This window comes from Corynebacterium sp. HMSC059E07 (assembly GCF_001814395.1).
Classification (GTDB): Bacteria; Actinomycetota; Actinomycetes; order Mycobacteriales; family Mycobacteriaceae; genus Corynebacterium; species Corynebacterium hesseae.
In genome coordinates this window covers 1-19,323 of record NZ_KV816293.1, presented here as the reverse complement: position 1 = coordinate 19,323, position 19,323 = coordinate 1, and the positions used below count along the sequence as shown (strand labels likewise).

Annotated in this window: 18 protein-coding genes; 6 read left to right on the top strand and 12 right to left on the bottom strand. The window is 60.0% G+C overall.

Annotated features, from left to right (window positions below):
- Position 1 precedes the first annotated feature (1 nt).
- The 8 genes from HMPREF2967_RS05040 to HMPREF2967_RS05005 form a co-directional block, all read right to left on the bottom strand.
- The gene (locus HMPREF2967_RS05040) at positions 2-1,078 is read right to left on the bottom strand and encodes a C40 family peptidase (protein ID WP_070685260.1); all 1,077 of its coding nucleotides are present in this window, start codon (positions 1,076-1,078) and stop codon (positions 2-4) included.
- A 158-nt stretch (positions 1,079-1,236) separates the two neighbouring features.
- A complete protein-coding gene (locus tag HMPREF2967_RS05035) occupies positions 1,237-1,866 on the bottom strand; it encodes a C40 family peptidase (protein WP_070533388.1) in 630 nt (209 codons plus the stop codon).
- A gap of 882 nt (positions 1,867-2,748) precedes the next feature.
- A complete protein-coding gene (locus HMPREF2967_RS05030; RefSeq protein ID WP_070533360.1) occupies positions 2,749-4,371 on the bottom strand; it encodes a cytochrome bc1 complex cytochrome b subunit in 1,623 nt (540 codons plus the stop codon).
- On the bottom strand, positions 4,371-5,591 hold the full coding sequence (locus HMPREF2967_RS05025; RefSeq protein WP_070519809.1) for a cytochrome bc1 complex Rieske iron-sulfur subunit: 1,221 nt from the start codon (positions 5,589-5,591) through the stop codon (positions 4,371-4,373). Before HMPREF2967_RS05025 ends, HMPREF2967_RS05030 begins: the two co-directional genes overlap by 1 nt.
- Positions 5,588-6,475, bottom strand: a complete 888-nt coding sequence (locus tag HMPREF2967_RS05020; protein WP_070519807.1) for a cytochrome bc1 complex diheme cytochrome c subunit — start codon at positions 6,473-6,475, stop codon at positions 5,588-5,590. The genes HMPREF2967_RS05025 and HMPREF2967_RS05020 overlap by 4 nt, the downstream gene beginning before the upstream one ends.
- A gap of 67 nt (positions 6,476-6,542) precedes the next feature.
- Positions 6,543-7,154, bottom strand: a complete 612-nt coding sequence (locus tag HMPREF2967_RS05015; RefSeq protein ID WP_369815732.1) for an aa3-type cytochrome oxidase subunit III — start codon at positions 7,152-7,154, stop codon at positions 6,543-6,545.
- Between the two features lie 555 nt (positions 7,155-7,709).
- Positions 7,710-8,141: an aa3-type cytochrome oxidase subunit IV gene (locus HMPREF2967_RS05010; RefSeq protein WP_070685258.1), complete on the bottom strand. Its 432-nt coding sequence runs from the start codon at positions 8,139-8,141 to the stop codon at positions 7,710-7,712.
- A gap of 19 nt (positions 8,142-8,160) precedes the next feature.
- Positions 8,161-9,240 (bottom strand): aa3-type cytochrome oxidase subunit II, encoded by a 1,080-nt coding sequence (locus tag HMPREF2967_RS05005; RefSeq protein ID WP_070519800.1) that lies wholly within the window; start codon positions 9,238-9,240, stop codon positions 8,161-8,163.
- Between the two features lie 354 nt (positions 9,241-9,594).
- Between HMPREF2967_RS05005 and asnB the strand changes: the two genes are divergently transcribed.
- Positions 9,595-11,517, top strand: a complete 1,923-nt coding sequence (gene asnB, locus HMPREF2967_RS05000) for an asparagine synthase (glutamine-hydrolyzing) (protein WP_070685256.1) — start codon at positions 9,595-9,597, stop codon at positions 11,515-11,517.
- Between the two features lie 83 nt (positions 11,518-11,600).
- Here the strand turns inward: asnB and HMPREF2967_RS04995 are convergent, their stop codons facing one another.
- Entirely contained in the window at positions 11,601-11,945 is a 345-nt protein-coding gene (locus tag HMPREF2967_RS04995) for a HesB/IscA family protein (protein ID WP_070512402.1), read from the bottom strand.
- 179 nt (positions 11,946-12,124) lie between these two features.
- Between HMPREF2967_RS04995 and HMPREF2967_RS04990 the strand changes: the two genes are divergently transcribed.
- A complete protein-coding gene (locus tag HMPREF2967_RS04990; protein ID WP_070685254.1) occupies positions 12,125-12,817 on the top strand; it encodes a DUF3043 domain-containing protein in 693 nt (230 codons plus the stop codon).
- 12 nt (positions 12,818-12,829) lie between these two features.
- Positions 12,830-13,744, top strand: a complete 915-nt coding sequence (locus HMPREF2967_RS04985) for a nicotinate-nucleotide--dimethylbenzimidazole phosphoribosyltransferase (protein WP_070519793.1) — start codon at positions 12,830-12,832, stop codon at positions 13,742-13,744.
- Positions 13,745-13,753: 9 nt separating this feature from the next.
- On the opposite strand, the gene HMPREF2967_RS04980 is transcribed toward HMPREF2967_RS04985, so the two are convergent.
- Positions 13,754-14,857 (bottom strand): branched-chain amino acid aminotransferase, encoded by a 1,104-nt coding sequence (locus HMPREF2967_RS04980; protein ID WP_070685252.1) that lies wholly within the window; start codon positions 14,855-14,857, stop codon positions 13,754-13,756.
- 155 nt (positions 14,858-15,012) lie between these two features.
- On the opposite strand from HMPREF2967_RS04980, the gene HMPREF2967_RS04975 reads away from it, so the two are divergent.
- Positions 15,013-16,512 (top strand): leucyl aminopeptidase, encoded by a 1,500-nt coding sequence (locus HMPREF2967_RS04975; protein ID WP_070685250.1) that lies wholly within the window; start codon positions 15,013-15,015, stop codon positions 16,510-16,512.
- Positions 16,513-16,564: 52 nt separating this feature from the next.
- Here the strand turns inward: HMPREF2967_RS04975 and HMPREF2967_RS04970 are convergent, their stop codons facing one another.
- The gene (locus HMPREF2967_RS04970; protein WP_070596818.1) at positions 16,565-17,839 is read right to left on the bottom strand and encodes a glutaminase; all 1,275 of its coding nucleotides are present in this window, start codon (positions 17,837-17,839) and stop codon (positions 16,565-16,567) included.
- Positions 17,840-17,867: 28 nt separating this feature from the next.
- Here HMPREF2967_RS04970 and HMPREF2967_RS04965 point away from each other — a divergent pair, with 28 nt between their 5' ends.
- Complete coding sequence (locus HMPREF2967_RS04965; protein WP_070596817.1) at positions 17,868-18,410, top strand: isochorismatase family protein; 543 nt, start codon at positions 17,868-17,870, stop codon at positions 18,408-18,410.
- Here HMPREF2967_RS04965 and HMPREF2967_RS04960 read toward each other — a convergent pair.
- Complete coding sequence (locus HMPREF2967_RS04960; protein WP_070596816.1) at positions 18,407-18,805, bottom strand: oxidoreductase; 399 nt, start codon at positions 18,803-18,805, stop codon at positions 18,407-18,409. The two genes, HMPREF2967_RS04965 and HMPREF2967_RS04960, sit on opposite strands and share 4 nt — an antisense overlap.
- Positions 18,806-18,953: 148 nt before the next feature.
- Here HMPREF2967_RS04960 and HMPREF2967_RS04955 point away from each other — a divergent pair.
- Positions 18,954-19,323 (top strand): biotin/lipoyl-containing protein (locus tag HMPREF2967_RS04955; protein ID WP_304440860.1); only part of this gene is annotated, 370 nt, incomplete at its 3' end.

Here is a 19,323-nt window from a genome sequence, read left to right as displayed (position 1 = left end):
CCTAATAGCGTACGGCACCTTCCACCGGCATGGAATTCAGCGGCACCACGGCCACGGGGACGCCATAGGTGGAGGCATGAACAATCTGGCCGTCACCGATGTACATTCCCACGTGGGTAACGCCGGGGTAATAGCCCACAATATCGCCCGGCTGGAGTTGGTCCAGCGGCACCGGCGTACCACCGGCGAGCTGCGCCTGCGAGGTACGCGGAATGCTCTTGCCCATCTGTTGATAGCTCCACACCATCAGGCCAGAACAGTCAAAAACATCAGGACCCGTTGCGCCCCAGCCATACGGGGCACCAATACGGCTGAGAGCGGCTTCCACAGCGGCAGACCCAGAGCCATCGGCCAGCGCGGCCAGGTCCAGGTCGGAGGATCCACCGAAGTGCTGGACCCATGCCTCACGCGCTTCTGGGCTTAAGCCATCAACGGTGGCCTCGAGTTCCTTCTGCTGTTCTTCCAGCTCGGTCTTTTCTTTCAACACCGAGTCACGCTTTACCTGCAGCTCGTCGCGCTTATGGCGTGCCTCCTCGGCGGCATCAACTGCCCCTTGATGCGCATCGTCGGCCGCTGTGGAAGCCGCGACCATCGCGTCTTCCTCACGCTTCGCGGCCTTGGATAGGGCACCTAGATAGCCCATCCGTTCTACCGCACTGGCCACGTCATTTGCATTGAGGGCGGCGGAGACCGACGTTGCAGCGGCATTCCTACGATAGCGCTTCTGCGCTAGAGCATCGATGCGTTCCTGTTGTTCGGCCACGGCAGCTGAGGCGTCTTCGGAAGTACGCTGTGCCTCCTCGGCCTTTAAGTCCAGCTCGCCGATCTCTTTCTCCGACTCAGCGAGCTCATCCTCGAGCCCCTTGACTTCCTCACCCTTGGCAGACACGCGCTGGGCGACGTCCGCCATGCGCTCAATGAGGCCGGGCAGGTCTTCAGGATCCTCCGCTTGCGGAGCGCCTTCCTGCTGCTGCTCCGGAGAAACCTCCTGGGACACAGCCGACGGTGAAAGGACGGCAACTGGAACCGTGCTCAAAGCGAGTGCAGCAACGGCACACGCAATGCCACGACGCGACATGGATACCCCCGAAACTTAGAGAAGGTTAGTAGATAACTGAATTATACCCTCAGTCGAGCAAAAACATAACGGCTACAAGAATAGCCGAACCCCTTCCCCACCCTCACCATCAACATGGCAAGAGCGGCGGAAGGGGTTAGGACGATTACCGAGTGCGCTTAGAAGCGAACTGCGGAGTGAATCGGCATGTAGTTCAGGGAACGCTCACCCACCGGGGTACCGGAGTTCAGAGCGTCAATGATGGTGCCATGGCCGGTGTAGATGCCAACGTGAGATGCACCGGAGTAGTACACGATGATGTCACCCGGCTGCAGCGCATCGAGGGACACCGGGGTGCCGGCAGATGCCTGCGCCTGGGACGTACGCGGGATGGACACGCCAGCCTGCTGGTAAGCCCAGGAGGTCAGGCCAGAGCAATCGAAGGCGCTCGGGCCGTTAGCGCCGTAGACGTACGGGGAACCGATCGCGGAACGAGCGGCTTCAAGAACCTTCTCGCCCACGGACTGGGTCGGCGCCGGGGCCGGTGCCGCCGGGGACTCAACAGCGGCGGCGTAACCGCCACCCTGGTTTGCCTTGAAGGCAGGGATGTAGCGATCAACGTTGGGCAGCTGCTGGATGTTAGGGACGTTCTCCAAGCCGGCGACCTCAAAACGGATGTCGGTGTCCGGAACAACGACCTCGGCTGCGTTGGCGGCAGCCGGTACGGTAACAGCTGCGGTTGCTGCGATAGCAGCGGTAGATGCGATGCGACGGGTGTTCACGTTGCCCTGACGACGGTGCTTAGCCACGAATTTAAACTCCAAATCTTCCTATGCGCCTACTTCGCCCGCCAAGACGGCGAATCATTCATTCACCTTCTTGATGACGCGGGCAAAAGCTCTGACCCAAGGGACGGGCCTAGCGTTCGACGATGACCCATTCCTTTAGAGCCATCTCCGCTCGGCCCCCGGTTTTAGGAGGGGCCAGACGCGGCGCTTAAATCTTCAGTTCGTATTGAGCACCGGTGATGTGTACACCGTGTCGGTAACTCAATGTCTCGAATAGGTTACGAAATCATCACAAGCGATGTCGAGTCAGAAACGCAAAACTGGGTTCGTTACCGTCCTGTTATCAAACGGAAACCTAAAAGACATCACCCGCCAAGTTCTGACGCCAATAGGCGTAGCCCGGTTGGGAATACAGCCAACGACCTGCCACAACGGAGTCACAATCCACCACAGGACCGCTAGACCAATAGCGCATCCCTGGAACCAGAACCGGGTACAAAAATAACGTTGTAACCTTGGTCACACACCGGTAATGCTAGGAATCAAAAGCCCCAATCTACCCACAGTGCACTCCTAAAACACCACAGAAGAAGGGATCAACACTGTGTCTATTAGCGGATTTCTCTGCCGGCCCCAGTACTATTCCTCTACTCACCTAAGGCCAGCCACCTTGCAAGCCACAAGCGGCAGAGTTGATTCACGGTTAACGGCACGTTAACTTCGGCCGCTCTGCCCAACTCTGGCAGGGTTATAGGCCACTTTGCCGGCTTAGGGCCCCACTGGCGGCCTTCCGCCCGCCACAGCGCTACACAGCGGATACAGAAACGCTGAGAGCCCGTGTTCCTTTCCTCGTATTGGAAAGGAGCACGGGCTCTTGTGAGCGTGTTTCAGCGAGTGAAGGCGCTAGATGCGGCCGTTCTCCTCGTCTTCGCGGCGATTAGACTCGTTGAGCTGGCGGAACATCTCCGCCTCCTCAGCGTGGTTCTCGTGGCGAATCTCGTTGACGCGGGAGACGATGGACGGGTCATCGGAAGAGAAGATGCCCTGAGTCTCGGAGTCAGCCAGACCAAGCTGGTTGAGCTGCTTCGGAACCGCGGCACCGGAGTACTCGAGCGGAATCGGGTGTCCATGGTCATCCACCGGGCCAAGCGGCTGGTGAACCTCAATGAAGGCACCATTCGGCAGCTGCTTGATAACGCCAGTCTCAATACCGTGCTCCAGGACCTCACGGTCAGAGCGCTGCAGACCAACGCAGATGCGGTAGGTCATGAAGTAAGCGATCGGCGGCAGGACGATGAGACCGATACGGCCAACCCAGGTCATCGCGTTCAGGGAGATCTGGAAGAAGTGAGCCACGTGGTCGTTACCACCGGACAGCGTCACCAGAAGGAAGAACGTGATGGCAGCCGCGCCGATAGCGGAGCGAACCGGGACATCGCGCGGGCGCTGCAAGAGATTGTGGTGGGCGTCGTCACCAGTCAGCTTCTTCTCGATGAACGGGTAAGCAAACAGCAACACAACCATCAAGCCACAGAGCAGTGCAACCCAGAAGGCGGACGGAATCGTGTAGTTGCCGATGTAGAGCTCCCATGCCGGCATGACACGAGCAACACCGTCAGTCCACAGCATGTAAATATCCGGCTGGGAACCAGCGGAAACCTGAGACGGATTGTACGGGCCAAGGTTCCAGATGGAGTTAATAGTCATCAGACCGGAGATGAGTGCCAGCACGCCGGCAACCATCATGCCCATGCCAATGGCCTTGGTGGCGAAGACCGGCATAATGCGGACGCCAACAACATTGTTCTCAGCGCGACCCGGTCCAGGGAACTGGGTGTGCTTCTGGAACCAGACCATGATGAGGTGAGCTGCAATCAGACCCAGGATGATGCCCGGGATAACCAGCACGTGCAGGATGTAGAAACGATCCAGCATCAGGTCGGACGGGAAGTCGCCACCGAAGATGGCCCAGTGCAGCCAGGTGCCGATGATCGGCAGGCCCAGGATAATGGCGGACATGATTCGCAGACCGACACCGGAGAGGAGGTCGTCCGGGAGGGAGTAACCGAGGAAGCCCTCGATCATGCCCAAGAGAATCAAGGCGCAACCGATAATCCAGTTAGCCTCACGCGGGCGACGGAACGCACCGGTGAAGAAGATGCGAAGCATGTGGGCAATCATGGACATCATGAACATGAGTGCTGCCCAGTGGTGCATCTGGCGCACGAACAGACCACCGCGGACCTCGAAGGAGAGGTCAAGCGCAGTTGCATAGGCGCGCGACATCTCCACACCGTTGAGCGGGGTGTAAGCGCCGTCGTAAATGACCTTCGTGATGGAAGGATCGAAGAACAGCGCCAAGTAGATGCCGGTCAGCACCAAGATGATGAAGCTGTACAGTGCCATCTCACCGAGCATGAAGGACCAGTGAGTGGGAAAGACTTTGTTGAGCTGGGTACGCAGGACGCCGGCAGCGGAGTACCGCTCGTCCATGTTGTTACCCATCTGTGCAAGTTTGTTACTCATTATGACTTACGCTCCCAGAATGCAGGTCCGACGGGCTCGATGAAGTTGCCCTTAGCAATGAGGTAGCCCTCTTCGTCCACGTCAATCGGCAGCTGCGGAAGTGCACGGGCTGCCGGACCGAAGACCGGCTTGCCGTAGTGCAGAGCGTCGAACTGCGACTGGTGGCACGGGCAGAGAATGCGGTTGGTCTGAGCCTCGTACAACGAGGTCGGGCAACCAATGTGGGTACAAATCTTGGAGTAGGCGTAGTAATCGCCGTAGTGGAAGTCCTCCTGGCCCTTGCGCTCGATGGCCTTTTTGGCGTCATCGTTGCGCAGGCGGATGAGCATCACGGCGTTACGGTTGCCATGGATGGAGTGCATGTGGTTCTCGTAGACGTCCTTGTCCTCGGAGTACTCAGCACCATCGTTAACATCCTCAGCAGCCAGCGGGAAGACAGTCTCCATGCCGCCGGCGGCAAGGTCCTCCGGGCGTACACGAACCAGGCGGGTAACACCGCGGGTGGTGTAGTGAGTGCCGGATTCACCTTCGTGCTTCTCGGCGATAGTACCGGTGTCGCGAGCAAGGTAGAGCTTGACGCCCTTTTCATGCATGGTCCAACCGGAGGTCCACAGCGTGCCGTCGCCGGCGTAGTTCAGATCGTGGCGCTTCTTCCACGGGTTATTGATGGCGCCACCCAGCGGCGCAATAACCGTCAGGCCGAACAGAACGCCGGCGCCGCCGAGCAGACCCTTGATGGTGGAACGGCGACCAAGCGTCGACGTGTTCCAAGAATCATTAAGCAGGGCGGTCAGCGTGCGGCGGTCCACCTCTTCGGAAGGACCGTCGTGGCGACGCTGAACTGAGATCTCCTCCGGGAGAATCTTCTTGACGTACTGAACAATGGCGAAGCCCAGGCCCAGAATGCACAGGCCGGAAGTCAGGCCCAGCAGCGGGGTGTAGAGGGTGTGCCACCACAGGCCATCCTCCCCCAGCATCTTGTACTGCCACGGCCAGAAGAGGTAAACGCCAAGGAAGGCGATACCCATCAGTACAGAAACAATGAGCCAGAAGGTGACATTGCCGGCGGCGCGCTTCTCAGCGGGGTCACCCTCGACCGGGAAACGTTCCTTGCGGAATGCGACGGTGACGTCGTCAAGCTCGGTGCCGAGTGCTGCGAGCTCGTCGTTGCTCATAGCATCGAGCTCTTTGCGAGAGTAATTCTTCTTTACGTTGCTCATGAGCGAGATCCAATCCACATAGCGGCAACGCACAGAAGGCTGATGCCGATGATCCACATTGCCAGACCCTCAGCCACTGGGCCGAGACCGCCGAGCGACCAGCCGGCCGGGGACGGGGTTTCCTTTGCAGACTTGAGGTAGGCGATGATGTCCTTCTTCTCGTCTGCGGTCAGCTGACGGTCAGAGAACTTCGGCATGTTCTGCGGGCCGGTCAGCATTGCCTGGTAGATCTCCTGCTCGTTGGCCGGAGCCAGCGGCGGGGCAAACTTACCGGAGGACAGCGCGCCGCCCTTGCCGGTGAAGTTGTGGCAGGACGCGCAGTTCATGCGGAAAAGCTCAGAACCCTTAGCTACGTCTTCTGCCTGAATCTGCCCGTTGTAGTTAGCACCGCGCAGGGATTCCTGCGCTACGGAGCCGTCCTCGTTGTAGACGATATCGGCACCGCCACCGTTGGCAGCAACATAAGCGGCAAGCGCCAGGGTTTGCTGCTCGGTGTAGCGCGGGGTTTTGCGCTCAGCCTGAGCGTCGTTAGACATCATCGGCATGCGGCCGGAGTGAACCTGGAAGTACACGGAGCCGGCGCCAATGCCAACGAGGGACGGACCGCGGTCCTGGATGCCCTGCAGGTTAGCGCCGTGGCAGGTAATACAAGCGACTTCGTAGATGTCCTTGCCCTCTTGAACGAGTGCCTGGTCATCCTTTGCGGCTGTAGCCACCTGCGCGTCAGGGGTCAAGGCAGAAGCCAAGACGCCAGCGCCGGTAAGGCCGATGCTCAGCGCAAAGACGCCAGCCAGCGTGCGCTTCGCCTTGCGGCGACGGCGGGTCTTCTTAGCCGCGGCAGTGGTGTCTTCCACTGCGGCGGGCTGCTGGATGTTATCCATCATTTTCCTTTAGATAACTCGTACATGGAAATGAATGGCTGTAGGCCGGTTGCTCCCCGGCGACTACGGCCTACTGAACTAGGTAGATGACTACGAACACGCCGATCCACACAACGTCAACGAAGTGCCAGTAGTAGGACACTGCCATTGCCGCGGTGGCCTGTGCAGGCGTGAACTTGGAGCGGGCGATGCGCGCCAAGATGATTCCGAAGGAAATCAGACCCGCAGTCACGTGAGCCGCGTGGAAGCCGGTCAGAATGTAGAAGACCGAACCGAACACGCTGGACTGAACAGTGACACCAGCCATGATCAACTCTGTCCACTCGAACGCCATGATGCCTAGGAAGACAACACCCAACGCGATGGTCACCGAGTACCAGAGTCGGAGCTTGTATACATCACCCCTTTCTGCTGCAAACACGCCGAACTGAGAGGTCACGGAGGAAAGAACCAGGACTGTCGTAATGATGAAGCCCATCGGCACGTTGATGTGCGCGGTGTGCTCAGCCCAGTCACCCTCCTGGCCGTTCGCACGCGAGGTGAACCACATCGCGAACAGTCCAGCAAAGAACATCAATTCCTGAGACAGGAACACGATGGTGCCAACGCTGACCATGTTGGGTCGGTTCAGCGCGGCAACACGTGGTGCTGCCATACCTTGGTTAGAAACTACGCTCGTCACGCATAACAGTATGGCTGGTCTAGCCGCATAAGTCATCTCATTTCCCCCCCGATTTTTTTGAGCCCAGAGCATAGACCTTCACTATCTTCAGCGCGACCGGAGTCCCCAAATCATTCAGGAAATAGTTGGGAACTTTTCACCGCGCTTTACGACGCCCCATCTCTGCAGGTAGTGCAACGTGCTAATGAAGGCGGCAACCATTCAAAACACGTCAACTACCCGAAGCCCGTCCGCCAGAGCTACTTCCCCATGACGTGCCCCAATGAGATAAATCACACCCCTATTCGCCCGCGTAAGTGCAGGACTGCAACTTTCGGATGACCCCCGTAAAAACGCACGTTAACGTGCTGGAATTCCTACGGCCGACCTGCTCCCAGCCATCCTGCCACCCCAAGCCCTCCCCCAGCCTGCCGGGCTACACAAATTTTTTGGGGCCTCCGGGAACTTTTTACAACGCTTCACGACGCCTTGAAGATCGACAAGGCCCCCGCCACGTTGTGTGGCAGGGGCGTGAGAAGTCGTGGCGCTAAATCGCGCGGCAGGAGTGGCTAAGCCTTAGTGCTTTTCCTTCGGAAGACCGTACTGCAGGGACAGGCCGGTAACGGACGTCACGAGCAAGACAGCACCCAGAATGATCATCCAGAAGTAGAGGTAGATGATACCAAGACCCAGCACCGCAATGGAGCCGGTCATGCACAGCGGCCAAATGGAGCTCGGAGAGAAGAAGCCGAGGATACCGGCTCCATCTTCAGTCTCCGCCTCCTCCCAATCTTCCGGCGTAACGTCAACGCGGTTATCGGTGAAGTGGAGGTAGCCGCCCAGCATGATGCAGAGAAGCATGGCAAGAACCATGCCGACGATGCCGACCCACTCGGTGCCGTATAGGTAGCCATCATCCTTGACGTAGTTAACACCAATGATGTAGACGATGAGCGACACGAAGAGGTAGGTCGCAATTGCGTAAAAGACCTTAGATGTTGCACGCATTGTGTATCAGTTCCTTTTCTTATGCCGCAGACGAGGTGTCAACGAAGTTGTCGGCATCGCGGGTATCGCGCAGCGAGTTGAACGGAGTAGTGGTAACTGCGTAAGGCTCTTCACCAATGTGCTCAAGGGCCTCGGCGTTAGTTGCCTGCGGATTCTCCTCACGGAACTTGAGGTACTCGTTAAAGTCCGCGCGGTCAACGGTGCGGATCTCGAAGTTCATCATGGAGTGGTAGGTACCGCACATCTCAGCACAGCGGCCGACGAAGGCACCCTTTTCCTCAATCTTCTCAACCTGGAAGCGACGCTCCTGGGAGTTCTTCTCCGGGTGTGCGTAGGCATCGCGCTTAAACAGGAACTCCGGAACCCAGAATGCGTGGGAAACGTCACCGGAGGCAAGACGGAACTCAATCGGAGTGTCTACCGGGAGAACCAGAACCGGAACCTCTTCGGTGGTACCGACGGTCTCAATCTTGTTGAAGTTGAGGTAGGAAATGTCGCCCATGGACTTACCGTGAATCGGATTGGGGTTCGCAGTACCCTCTGGATCCACAGCAGATTCCTCAGCGAGCTTCTGGCGCTCAGTATCGGCGCCATTGTAATTCTCGCCATCAACCTTGTTCTCGGCGTAACCAAACTTCCAGTTCCACTGGAAGGCAGTCACGTCAACGGTGACCTCAGGGTTCTTATCCAAAGCCGTAACCTTCTGCTGTGCCTGAACGGTGAAGAAGAACAGGCCCATAATGATAAGGATCGGAATGATGGTCAATGCCATCTCCAGCGGCACGTTGTACTGCAGCTGCTTCGGGAACTCGCCCTTGCCAGCCTTCTCGGCCTTCTTCGCGCTCCAACGGAAGATGGCAGTGAGGAAGAGACCCCACATAATAAAGCCGATGATCCATGCAGCAACCCAGACCCAGATCCAGAAGTTGTACATCGAGTGAGCCTCAGGGGTAACACCCTTCGGCCAACCCATACCTAGGAGATTTTCAACGGCCGTCGGCGCTGCGACGTCACAACCTGCCAGAGCTAGACCGCCCAGAGCGATAACGCCCGCCAAGCCTGCCTTACGGCCGAGGTTGCGTTGCTTACGCTGTCCCACGTGTGTTCTGCCTTTCTGTGCACACAAACTTCTCGAATACTCACAGAGCATTCCTACCCAATCAGGATAGAGGATCATGCCTGAATTTCAGACCTTTTCGCTGGACTGATCAGGTGTTAGTTCCGCTCTATAAATAGTGAACGTACGGGATGTTACCGGCCCACCTGCGCAAGGTCACACCAGCTACCCCACCCTCCCCCTTCCACCTATGACTCAATTCACAAGGCGTACTGCTGTACATCATCCGAAAGTTCGCACCCTAACGGGGAACGCGGCGCGGGGTTCGCAAATCGCCGAACTCCAGCCGTAAAGTGTGTCGAGGATAGACCTTGATATATAAGGAGAAGCAAGTTTATGTGCGGACTCTGCGCGCTGCTCAGCGCCGATCGCAACGCCGCTCAACACGTGGAGGCACTCGAGCAGTCCCTCCAGTGCATGCGCCATCGCGGCCCCGACGCTGCTGGTACTTGGCATGACGATGAGGCGGCTTTTGGCTTTAACCGCCTGTCCATCATCGACCTCGAGCACTCCCACCAGCCGCTGCGTTGGGGCCCCGAAGACAACCCACAGCGCTACGCCCTCACCTTCAACGGCGAGATTTATAACTACGTCGAGCTGCGCGAAGAGCTCATCGCCGCCGGCTACACCTTTAACACCGAGGGCGATGGTGAGCCCATCGTCGTCGGCTACCATCACTGGGGCAAGGACGTAGTAGAGCACCTACGTGGCATGTTTGGCTTCGTCATTTGGGACACCGAAACGCGCACGATGTTCGCCGCCCGAGACCAGTTCGGCATCAAGCCCCTCTATTACGCCACCACGGATGCCGGCACGGTGTTCGCCTCCGAGATGAAGTGCATCCTCTCGATGGCCAATTCGCTAGGTCTAGATCTCAGCCTTGATAAGCGCGCCATCGAGCACTACACCGACCTGCAGTACGTGCCGGAACCGGAATCCCTCCACGCCAATATTCGCCGCGTCGAGTCAGGTTGCACCGTTACTCTTCGTCCCGGCGAAAAGGTCGTGTCTGAGCGCTACTTCAAGCCTCGCTTCCCTATTCAGCCCGTTAAGCAGGGCGAAGAGCAAAAGCTCTTCGACAAGATTGCACGGGCGTTGGAGGATAGCGTCGAGAAGCACATGCGTGCCGATGTAACCGTAGGTTCCTTCCTGTCCGGCGGCATTGACTCCACTGCCATTGCGGCCTTGGCCAAGCGCCACAATCCGAACCTGCTCACCTTCACTACTGGCTTCGAGCGGGAAGGCTATTCCGAGGTGGATGTCGCCGCCGAGTCTGCCGAGGCAATCGGTGTGGAGCACATCGTCAAAATTGTCTCCCCCGAGGAGTACGCCGACGCCGTCCCGAAGATCATGTGGTACCTGGACAATCCCGTTGCGGATCCTTCCCTCGTTCCGCTGTACTTCGTCGCCCAAGAGGCCCGCAAACACGTCAAGGTGGTACTTTCCGGCGAAGGCGCAGACGAGCTCTTTGGTGGCTACACCATTTACAAGGAACCGCTCTCACTGGCTCCGTTTGAGAAGATTCCTTCCCCACTGCGCCGCGGCTTGGGCAAGCTCTCGCAGGTGCTCCCCGAAGGAATGAAGGGCAAGTCCCTACTCAACCGCGGTTCCATGACCATGGAGGAGCGCTACTACGGAAATGCTCGTTCCTTCAACTTCGAGCAGCTCCAGCGCGTCCTGCCCTGGGCTAAACAGGAATGGGACCACCGCGAGGTGACCGCGCCGATTTATGCGCAGTCTCAGGACTTCGACCCCGTAGCCCGCATGCAGCACCTCGACCTGTTTACGTGGATGCGCGGCGATATCTTGGTCAAGGCCGACAAGATGAACATGGCCAACTCGCTCGAGCTGCGCGTGCCCTTCCTTGACAAGGAAGTGTTTAAGGTCGCGGAGACCATCCCCTATGACCTCAAGATTTCGCACGGCACCACCAAGTACGCGCTGCGCAAGGCCATGGAGCAGATCGTCCCGCCGCACGTGCTACACCGCAAGAAGCTGGGCTTCCCAGTTCCCATGCGCCACTGGCTGGCAGGCGATGAACTCTACGGTTGGGCCCAGGACCAGATCACGGAATCTCAGACCGAGGACATCTTCGACAAGAAGGAAGTCCTGGAGATGCTCAAGGAGCATCGCGACGGAGTATCCGATCACTCGCGCCGCCTGTGGACGGTTCTGTCCTTCATGATCTGGCACGGCATCTTCGTGGAAGAGCGCATCGACCCCAAGATTGAGCAGCGCGATTATCCCGTGAAGCTCTAGTCCAAACAACAAAACTGACGAAGCCCTCGCCGCACACTGCGGACGAGGGCTCTATCGTTTTGTCAACGTGACTTTACTTGAATTTAATTGAAGGAGTCACCGCAAGCGCAGGAGCCGCCGGCGTTGGGGTTGTCGATGGTAAAGCCCTGGGCCTCAATGGTGTCCGAGAAATCAATCTTGGCACCGGTGAGATAAGGGATGGACATCTTGTCCACGACGAGGTTGACGCCGCCAATGGTGTCCACCTTGTCACCATCCAGGGTGCGGTCATCGAAGTAGAGCTGGTAGCGCAGACCCGCGCAGCCACCTGGCTGGACAGCAATGCGCAGTGACAGATCGTCGCGGCCTTCCTGCTCAAGCAGGGACTTTGCCTTGGCGGCAGCGGCCTCGGTCAGGATAACTCCGGTTGCAGATGCGGGAGCGGTCATGATTTCTCCTCTTATATATGCGGAATTTTTCTGGAGCCCACCCTACCCCCTCACAGGTGAGGAAGAAAGGATGCCTCACAGTTCACTAGTGGTTCACTGGTGTCCTGTTCCCTCACCACAACGCTCTCTCCCGCGGGCCTATTCCCGCTATGTCTGCTAGACCTTGTACGCTAAACAGCGTGAAACTTCCGTGGCAAAAAGATGACAAGACTTCTTCCCCCGCCGAGCAGACCCCGGCGCCGGAAGAGCAACCCGCCGCCGAGAAACCGCACCGCAAGGGCTACACGCCGCCGAAGGGCCGCCCCACGCCCAAGCGTGATGCGCAGGAAATCGCCCGCGGCGTCAAGCGTGATCCCCGGGGGATGTCGGACGCGCAGCGCTACCAGCACCGCAAGGAACTCAAGGCTTCCATGTCTAAGGCGGAATGGAAGGAATATAAGCGCAAGGAGCGTCAAGAGTCCCGCGAGTGCAACAAGGTGGCACAGGAACGCATGGCCGCCGGTGACGAGCGCTACTTGCTCGCCCGCGATAAGGGCGAGGTTCGCCGGTACGTACGTGATTGGGTAGATTCCCGCCGCTTCATCAACGAATGGGTCATGCCCTTTATGATCGTGCTGCTGGTGCTCATGTTCGTCGGCAGCCGGGATCCGCGCCTATCCCAGATCATTTCTATCGGCGCCATGGCGGTCATCGTTGTCTTCGCTGTCGAGGGTTTCTGGCTCGCGCGCAAGTGCAATAACGCCGTACGCCTCAAGTTCCCCGGCACCACCGAGGCCGGTTTTGGCCTAGGCTTCTACGCGTACTCCCGCGCCTCCCAGCCGCGTAAGTGGCGCACCCCGCGCCCGCAGGTGGAGCGCGGAGCCACCGTCTAATCCGGAGGACACATGCCTGAATTCACCGCCGTTCCCCAGCTGCGCCCTTCAACCGCAGCTCACCCAAACCGCGTAGCAGAAATTGCCGCGTGGTTGGCGGCAGCGCAGGATTCCCCGCAGGCGAAGCCCCTTCAGCGCCCCCGAGCCATCGTCTTTGAGGGCACTGATGCCAACGTTGAACGCACCGTCGACGGTACAGGGGCCACAGAGCACTCCCCCAACGATGCAGATCGGTGGCGCGATAATCTCTTCAGCGCCGCGGAGCGTGCAGGAGCGGGCATCGACTTCGTCGAATGCAGCACAGAGTCCACCAGCGCTGAGCCTGGCGACTCCTCCGCCGCTATGTCCCCGGCAGAGTGCGAATCACACATCGAACTCGGTATGGCTACGGCTGACCGAGAGATCGATTCGGGCACAGATCTGCTCATCACGTCTGATTGTGGTATCGGCGCAAACACCGTCGCCGCCAGTGTCATGGGCCGGATTACCCATACCGAACCGGTGGCGATTGTGGGGACGAATACTCTGGCCAGCGGCATCACGGATGCAATGTGGAAAGCCCGCGTGAGCGTCGTGCGCGACTCCATGTTCCGCGCCCGCAACCTGGAGGGCTGGGAGGTCGTGCAGACCATCGGTTCCCCGAGCCTCGCGGCGCTGGTGGGTTTCATCGCGCAAGCCACGGCGCGGCGGACGCCGGTGCTTATCGACGGTCCACTGGCCGCCACCGCCGCCGTCTTGGCCGAGCGCACCGCGCCCGGCGTGAAGGGCTGGCTGCGCGCAGGGACGACCACCCCCGAACCGGCTTATGCCCTTGCTCTCAAAGAGCTGGGACTAACCCCACTGCTTGATTTAAACCTGAGTGAAGGTTTCCCCCTCGGCGCGCTCGCGGCCTTGCCGCTGGTGCAGCTGGCCGCCGAGCTCGCCTAGGCAACCCACTTATTTCGCTTCAACCAGCGTGTGAAGCCAGCCGTGGGTATCCTCCACGGCCCCGCGCTGGATGCCGGTGAGTCGCTCGCGCAGGGCCATCGTCGTGGCACCGGCCTCATCGTTGTTGATGTGGAAGTCAGTATCGGTGCCCATGACGTGGCCCACCGGGGTAATGACGGCAGCGGTACCGCAGGCAAAGGCCTCCACCATCGCGCCGGAGGCAACGTCGTGCTCCCACTCCTTGTAGGTGATGCGACGCTCTTCGACCTTCAAACCCATATCTTCGGCCACCTGCAGCAGGGACTTGCGGGTAATGCCCGGAAGCAGCGAACCCGACAACGCCGGAGTTACCAGAGTCTGGTTGCCCTCTTCGCCGTAGACGAAGGCCAGGTTCATGCCACCCATCTCCTCGATGTAGGTGCGGTCGATAGCATCCAACCACACCACCTGGTCGCAGCCCTTCTCCGCTGCCTGCGCCTGAGCGAGCAGGGAGGCCGCGTAGTTGCCGGCAAACTTGGCCGCACCCGTGCCGCCGGGGGCGGCGCGAACAAAGTCGGTGGACAGCCAGACGGACACCGGCTTGATACCACCGGAGAAGTACGCGCCGGCCGGGGAAGCGATGACAACATAGCGGTAGGAGTGCGCCGGGTGCACGCCCAGGGACACATCGGTAGCGATCATGAAGGGGCGGAAGTACAGCGCTGCCTCGCCGCCGGCTTCGGGGACCCAGGCCTGGTCGACGTCGACAAGCTGGCGCAGGGACTCAATGAACTCTTCTTCCGGAAGCTGCGGCATGGCCATGCGCTCCGCGGAAGCTTGCAGACGCTGCGCGTTCTGCTCCGGGCGGAAAGTGGCGATGCTGTCATCGGGCTGGCGGTAGGCCTTGATGCCCTCGAAGATAGCCTGGCCGTAATGGAAGACGGTGGACGCTGGATCCATGCTGAACGGCGCGTAGGGGCGCACCTGCGCGTCGTGCCATCCCTTGTCCTCGGTCCAGTCAATCGTCACCATATGGTCGGTGAAGTATTTGCCAAAGCCCGGGTTAGCCAAAATCTCCTGCAGGTGCTCCGGGGAGGTGGGGTTTTCAGTTCGCGTCACGGTGTAATTCAACATGTATCATAGCGTACTCCCCCAACACCTATAGATATGCAGAAATGCCTTAGCGGCGTAGTCACCCCTTGAGCGCATCGCCCCTGACGCGTTCCACATCATGGACACGGGTAGGGTGTGAGGAGCATCCCATTGTCACTTTTCTCAAGGAGGACATCGTGGCTTCTACCACGTTCGAATTGCCCGCACGCGGCTCTTTCCCCACCGTTGAGCTGGCCAAGAAGGCCCCCAAGCAGGCGGACGCCCTGTTAATCGCAACCTTTGCTGGCGAGGATGGGCTCGAGGTGCCGGGTACCTCCCTACTCGGCTCCTCGGCGCTGCGCTCAACGTATGAGGCGCTCACCGCAGTGGGGGCGACGGGCAAGGCTGGGGAAATCGTGAAGGTCCCCGCCCCGCAAAAGGCGGGCGCTGCACAGGTCATCGCGCTGGGTTTGGGCGGCGTCGAGGAACTCGACGATGAAGCACTGCGCCGCGCCGCGGGCAGCGCCGCTCGCGCCACCGCGGGCGTGGGCACCATCGTGACCCCCCTCGCGGACTTCGGTGTGAGCGCCGCCGTCGAAGGCCTCATCCTTGGCGGCTACGCCTACCGCGGCATCCGCTCCACCGAGCTCACGGAAAAGGAACAGCCGGCAACCTTCGTCGTTGTGGCTGATAAGTCCGCCTCCGAGGAGTTCGAGGCCGCTCGCACCGTGGCAGAGTCTGTCTTGCTCACCCGCGACTTGGTGAATACCCCGGCGAACGAGCTCTACCCGGAGTCCTACGCCGCCATCATTTCCAGCCAGGCCAAGGAAGCCGGGCTTGACGTCGAGGTGCTCGATGAAAAGCAGCTGGCAAAGCAGGGCTTCGGTGGCATCTTGGCTGTGGGTAAGGGCTCGGCCCGCCCGCCGCGCCTGGTGCGCCTGAGCTGGAAGCCCAAGAAGGCCAAGAAGCACGTGGCTCTTGTGGGCAAGGGCATCACCTTCGATACCGGCGGTATTTCCTTGAAGCCGGGCAACGGTATGTGGGACATGATCTCGGACATGGGTGGCTCGGCTGCCATGGCTGCCACCATTATCGCGGCTGCCAAGCTAAAGCTGCCGGTCCAGATCACCGCTACCCTGCCGCTGGCTGAGAACATGCCGGGCTCTGGCGCCACCCGCCCGGGCGATGTCATTACCCACTACGGTGGCCTGACCTCAGAGGTGCTCAACACCGACGCCGAGGGCCGCCTCGTGCTTTCCGACGCCATTGCGCGCGCCAGCGAGGACAAGCCCGACTACCTCATCGAGACCGCTACTCTTACCGGCGCGCAGATCGTGGCGCTGGGCTCTCGCACAGCGGGCGTTATGGGCTCCGAGGTCTTCCGCGATCGCATCGCCGAAATCGGCCGCGAGGTGGGCGAAAACGCGTGGGCCATGCCGCTGCTGGAGGAGCACGACGAGGAGATTAAGTCCCAGGCCGCGGACATCCGCAACATCAACGCCAAGCGCGAGGGCGGCATGGAGTTCGCCGGCACCTACCTAAAGCAGTTCGTAGGCGAAGGCATCGAGTGGGCACACATCGATATCGCCGGCCCCTCCTGGAACGGTTCCGCTCCGCGCGGCTACACCCCGAAGCGCGCCACCGGCGTACCGGTGCGCACCGTGGTGGCAACGCTGCGCGAGATCTCCGAGTCCTAATCTCGTGTGGGCGGCTTCAATTCGGCCCCTCGTGTGTGCGGCTTCAGGCCGCTCACACCTCTTCGCCGGCGATGACGTAGTCCTCCTTGTCCGCCAGCGGGAGGACGGTGCCGTCGGACATGGCGCGGTCGGTGACGACCCCGTTATCGTCGACAAGCGCCACCTCGTTGCCGCCCTCGCGCAGCCGGCGCAGGCCTTCCTTGAGCATGCGCCGGCCCACCGTGTGCAGGCCGGAAACCTGCGAGAAGTCCAGCGCTAGGCGCTTGCCGGAGAATTGGCGTTCCTCCAGCTCGTGGAGGATGGCCTCCGTGGCGGTGAAGTTGATGTGACCCTGCAGGCGGATAATCGCGGTCTCTTCATCCTCGTCGACGCTGCGCACCGGGTGCACGCCGAAGCGGTTCTCCGTGGACATCAGGTGCAGGCCCATGTCCGAGGAGAGCTCACGGAAAATCGCGGTGCCACGCACGCTATTTCCCTGCTCGTCGAGGCGCGGCGAGAACGTCGCCACACCAATCTGCCCCGGCAGCGTACCAATGAGCCCGCCGGCCACACCCGACTTAGCGGGGATTCCCACTTCCGCCATCCACCGCCCCGCGCCGTCATACATGCCACACGAACTCATCACTGCCAAGGTCATGCGGCACACATCGGCGTCCAGAATCTTCTCCCCCGTCACCGGCTGGCGCCCGCCATTGGCCAAGGTCGCGGTCATGACGGCGAGGTCGCGCACGTCGACCGACAGCGCGCACTGCGAGGTATAGGACAGTACCGCGTCGTGAGCATCGTCCTGAATGATCTCATAAGAACGCAGCATGTGCGCGAGCGAAAGGTTTCGTTCGGCGTGCTCGAGCTCGGAGTCACACAGGCGCTTATCGACGTCTACCTCGCGCCCCGCCAGCTGCGAGACGAAGCTACGTATCTTTTCCACGCGGTCCTCCACGGAGGAATCCACACCGTTGATGAGCTGGTTGACCACAATGGCGCCGGCGTTAATCATCGGGTTTACCGGACGGTGGTCTTTGGCTAGGGAAAGCTCGTTGAAAGCCTGCCCAGAGGGCTCGAGGCCGACGACATCACGCACCGCATCTAAGCCCAACTCACTCAAAGCGAGCGCGTAGACGAAGGGTTTTGAGATGGACTGGATGGTAAAGCGGTTCTCCGCATCGCCAGCGCTGTACAGGTGCCCCGTCACAGAGCACAGGGCTACGCCGAGTTGCTCAGGGTTTGCGCTGGCCAGCTCCGGGATATAGTCCGCGACCTCGCCGGAATCGTGGTCGTGAACGCGGTCGAGGATTTTTTGTAGATAAAAAGGAATCGGTGATTTCATCGGCATCCAGCCTATAGAATTACCGCGTATGAAGCCTGCACTCATCATCGTTGACGTCCAACATGACTTCTGCCCTGGCGGCGCACTTGCCACCGAAAAAGGCAACGAGGTGGCCGACCGCATCGGTGCCCTTCAGCCTAGCTATGACACCGTCGTAGCTACCCAGGACTGGCACATCGATCCAGGCAGCCACTTCTCCGAATCGCCCGACTTCGTCGATTCCTGGCCAGTGCACTGCGTTGCCGATTCCTTTGGCGCCGCCATGCACGAATCCATCGGCGCCGCCCAAGCCTACTTCCGCAAAGGCGAATACACCGCTGCGTATTCCGGGTTCGAAGGCGCGGCCGATGGTGTGTCATTGGCAGACTGGTTGCGCGAGCACAACATCACCGCCGTGGACATCGTTGGCATCGCCACCGATCACTGCGTGCGGGCCACGGCGCTCGACGCAGTTAAGGAAGGCTTCGCCGTCCGCGTTCTGGCACGCTACTGCGCACCTGTCGATGAGTCCCGTGGCGCCGCCGCGCTTGCCGAGCTCGCGGATGCGGGCGCAACCATCGTGAAGGACTAGTCCTTATTCTGCTGCTGGCGCTTCTCAAAGCGCTCGCGGCGTTCACGCTGCTCTTCCCTCTTGCGCAGGATGCGCTCGCGTTCAATGCGCTCACGCATGCGCTGCGGATAGCCGGTCTCCTCGACGTCATAGACATCGCATCGAAGCAGCTTGGCTACCGCATCGATCCCTTTCGGCCCGCCGATACGGCGGCGGATGAAGGCGCCGTTCTCATCAACTACGACCACGGACATCTCGTTGACCACGGTTTCCGGCTCAACGAAGGCCTCGATATATGCGCGTCCCTGTGCCCAGGTTTGAAGCTCCCGGGCGTCTTCTGCGCGAATCGTCTCCCCCGGTGCGCGGGGCGGGCGCAGCTGGGACTTAGAGCTGTTGCGGCGGAAGGGGTTGAACATGGCTCTTTAGCCTACCGGAGGCATCCTTGAGCCCCTTCGTGCGGAGGATGCCCTAATTCACCCCACCCGTGCGCGCCTTTTATAAACACGCTGTAGAATCGAACACTAGCGTTTCAATAATTCCAACTTTCGAGGAGTCTTAATACTTATGGCACACTCTGTTGTGATGCCCGAACTGGGCGAATCTGTAACCGAAGGCACGATTACCCAGTGGCTGAAGTCCGTCGGCGACACCGTTGAGGTCGACGAGCCTTTGCTCGAGGTCTCCACCGACAAGGTCGACACCGAAATCCCGTCCCCGGTCGCCGGCACCATCCTCGAAATCAAGGCAGAGGAAGATGACACCGTAGACGTGGGCGAGGTCATCGCCATCATCGGTGACGAGGGCGAGTCCGCACCGGCTGCTGAGGAGTCGGAGGATTCCTCCGAGAAGGCCGAGGAGACTCCGGACAAGCCTGCTGAGGACGCTGAGTCCGAGGCCCCTGCTGCTTCTGGTGACGCCACCGACGTAGAGATGC

Excerpts from the sequence above, each read along its gene's own strand:
- HMPREF2967_RS05020 (WP_070519807.1), bottom strand. The coding sequence starts at position 6,475 with ATGATGGATAACATCCAGCAGCCCGCCGCAGTGGAAGACACCACTGCC.
- asnB (WP_070685256.1), top strand. The coding sequence starts at position 9,595 with ATGTGCGGACTCTGCGCGCTGCTCAGCGCCGATCGCAACGCCGCTCAA.
- HMPREF2967_RS04970 (WP_070596818.1), bottom strand. The coding sequence starts at position 17,839 with ATGAAATCACCGATTCCTTTTTATCTACAAAAAATCCTCGACCGCGTT.
- HMPREF2967_RS04985 (WP_070519793.1), top strand. The coding sequence starts at position 12,830 with ATGCCTGAATTCACCGCCGTTCCCCAGCTGCGCCCTTCAACCGCAGCT.
- HMPREF2967_RS05040 (WP_070685260.1), bottom strand. The coding sequence starts at position 1,078 with ATGTCGCGTCGTGGCATTGCGTGTGCCGTTGCTGCACTCGCTTTGAGC.
- HMPREF2967_RS04980 (WP_070685252.1), bottom strand. The coding sequence starts at position 14,857 with ATGTTGAATTACACCGTGACGCGAACTGAAAACCCCACCTCCCCGGAG.
- HMPREF2967_RS05025 (WP_070519809.1), bottom strand. The coding sequence starts at position 5,591 with ATGAGCAACGTAAAGAAGAATTACTCTCGCAAAGAGCTCGATGCTATG.
- HMPREF2967_RS04960 (WP_070596816.1), bottom strand. The coding sequence starts at position 18,805 with ATGTTCAACCCCTTCCGCCGCAACAGCTCTAAGTCCCAGCTGCGCCCG.
- HMPREF2967_RS04995 (WP_070512402.1), bottom strand. The coding sequence starts at position 11,945 with ATGACCGCTCCCGCATCTGCAACCGGAGTTATCCTGACCGAGGCCGCT.
- HMPREF2967_RS04965 (WP_070596817.1), top strand. The coding sequence starts at position 17,868 with ATGAAGCCTGCACTCATCATCGTTGACGTCCAACATGACTTCTGCCCT.
- HMPREF2967_RS05030 (WP_070533360.1), bottom strand. The coding sequence starts at position 4,371 with ATGAGTAACAAACTTGCACAGATGGGTAACAACATGGACGAGCGGTAC.
- HMPREF2967_RS05010 (WP_070685258.1), bottom strand. The coding sequence starts at position 8,141 with ATGCGTGCAACATCTAAGGTCTTTTACGCAATTGCGACCTACCTCTTC.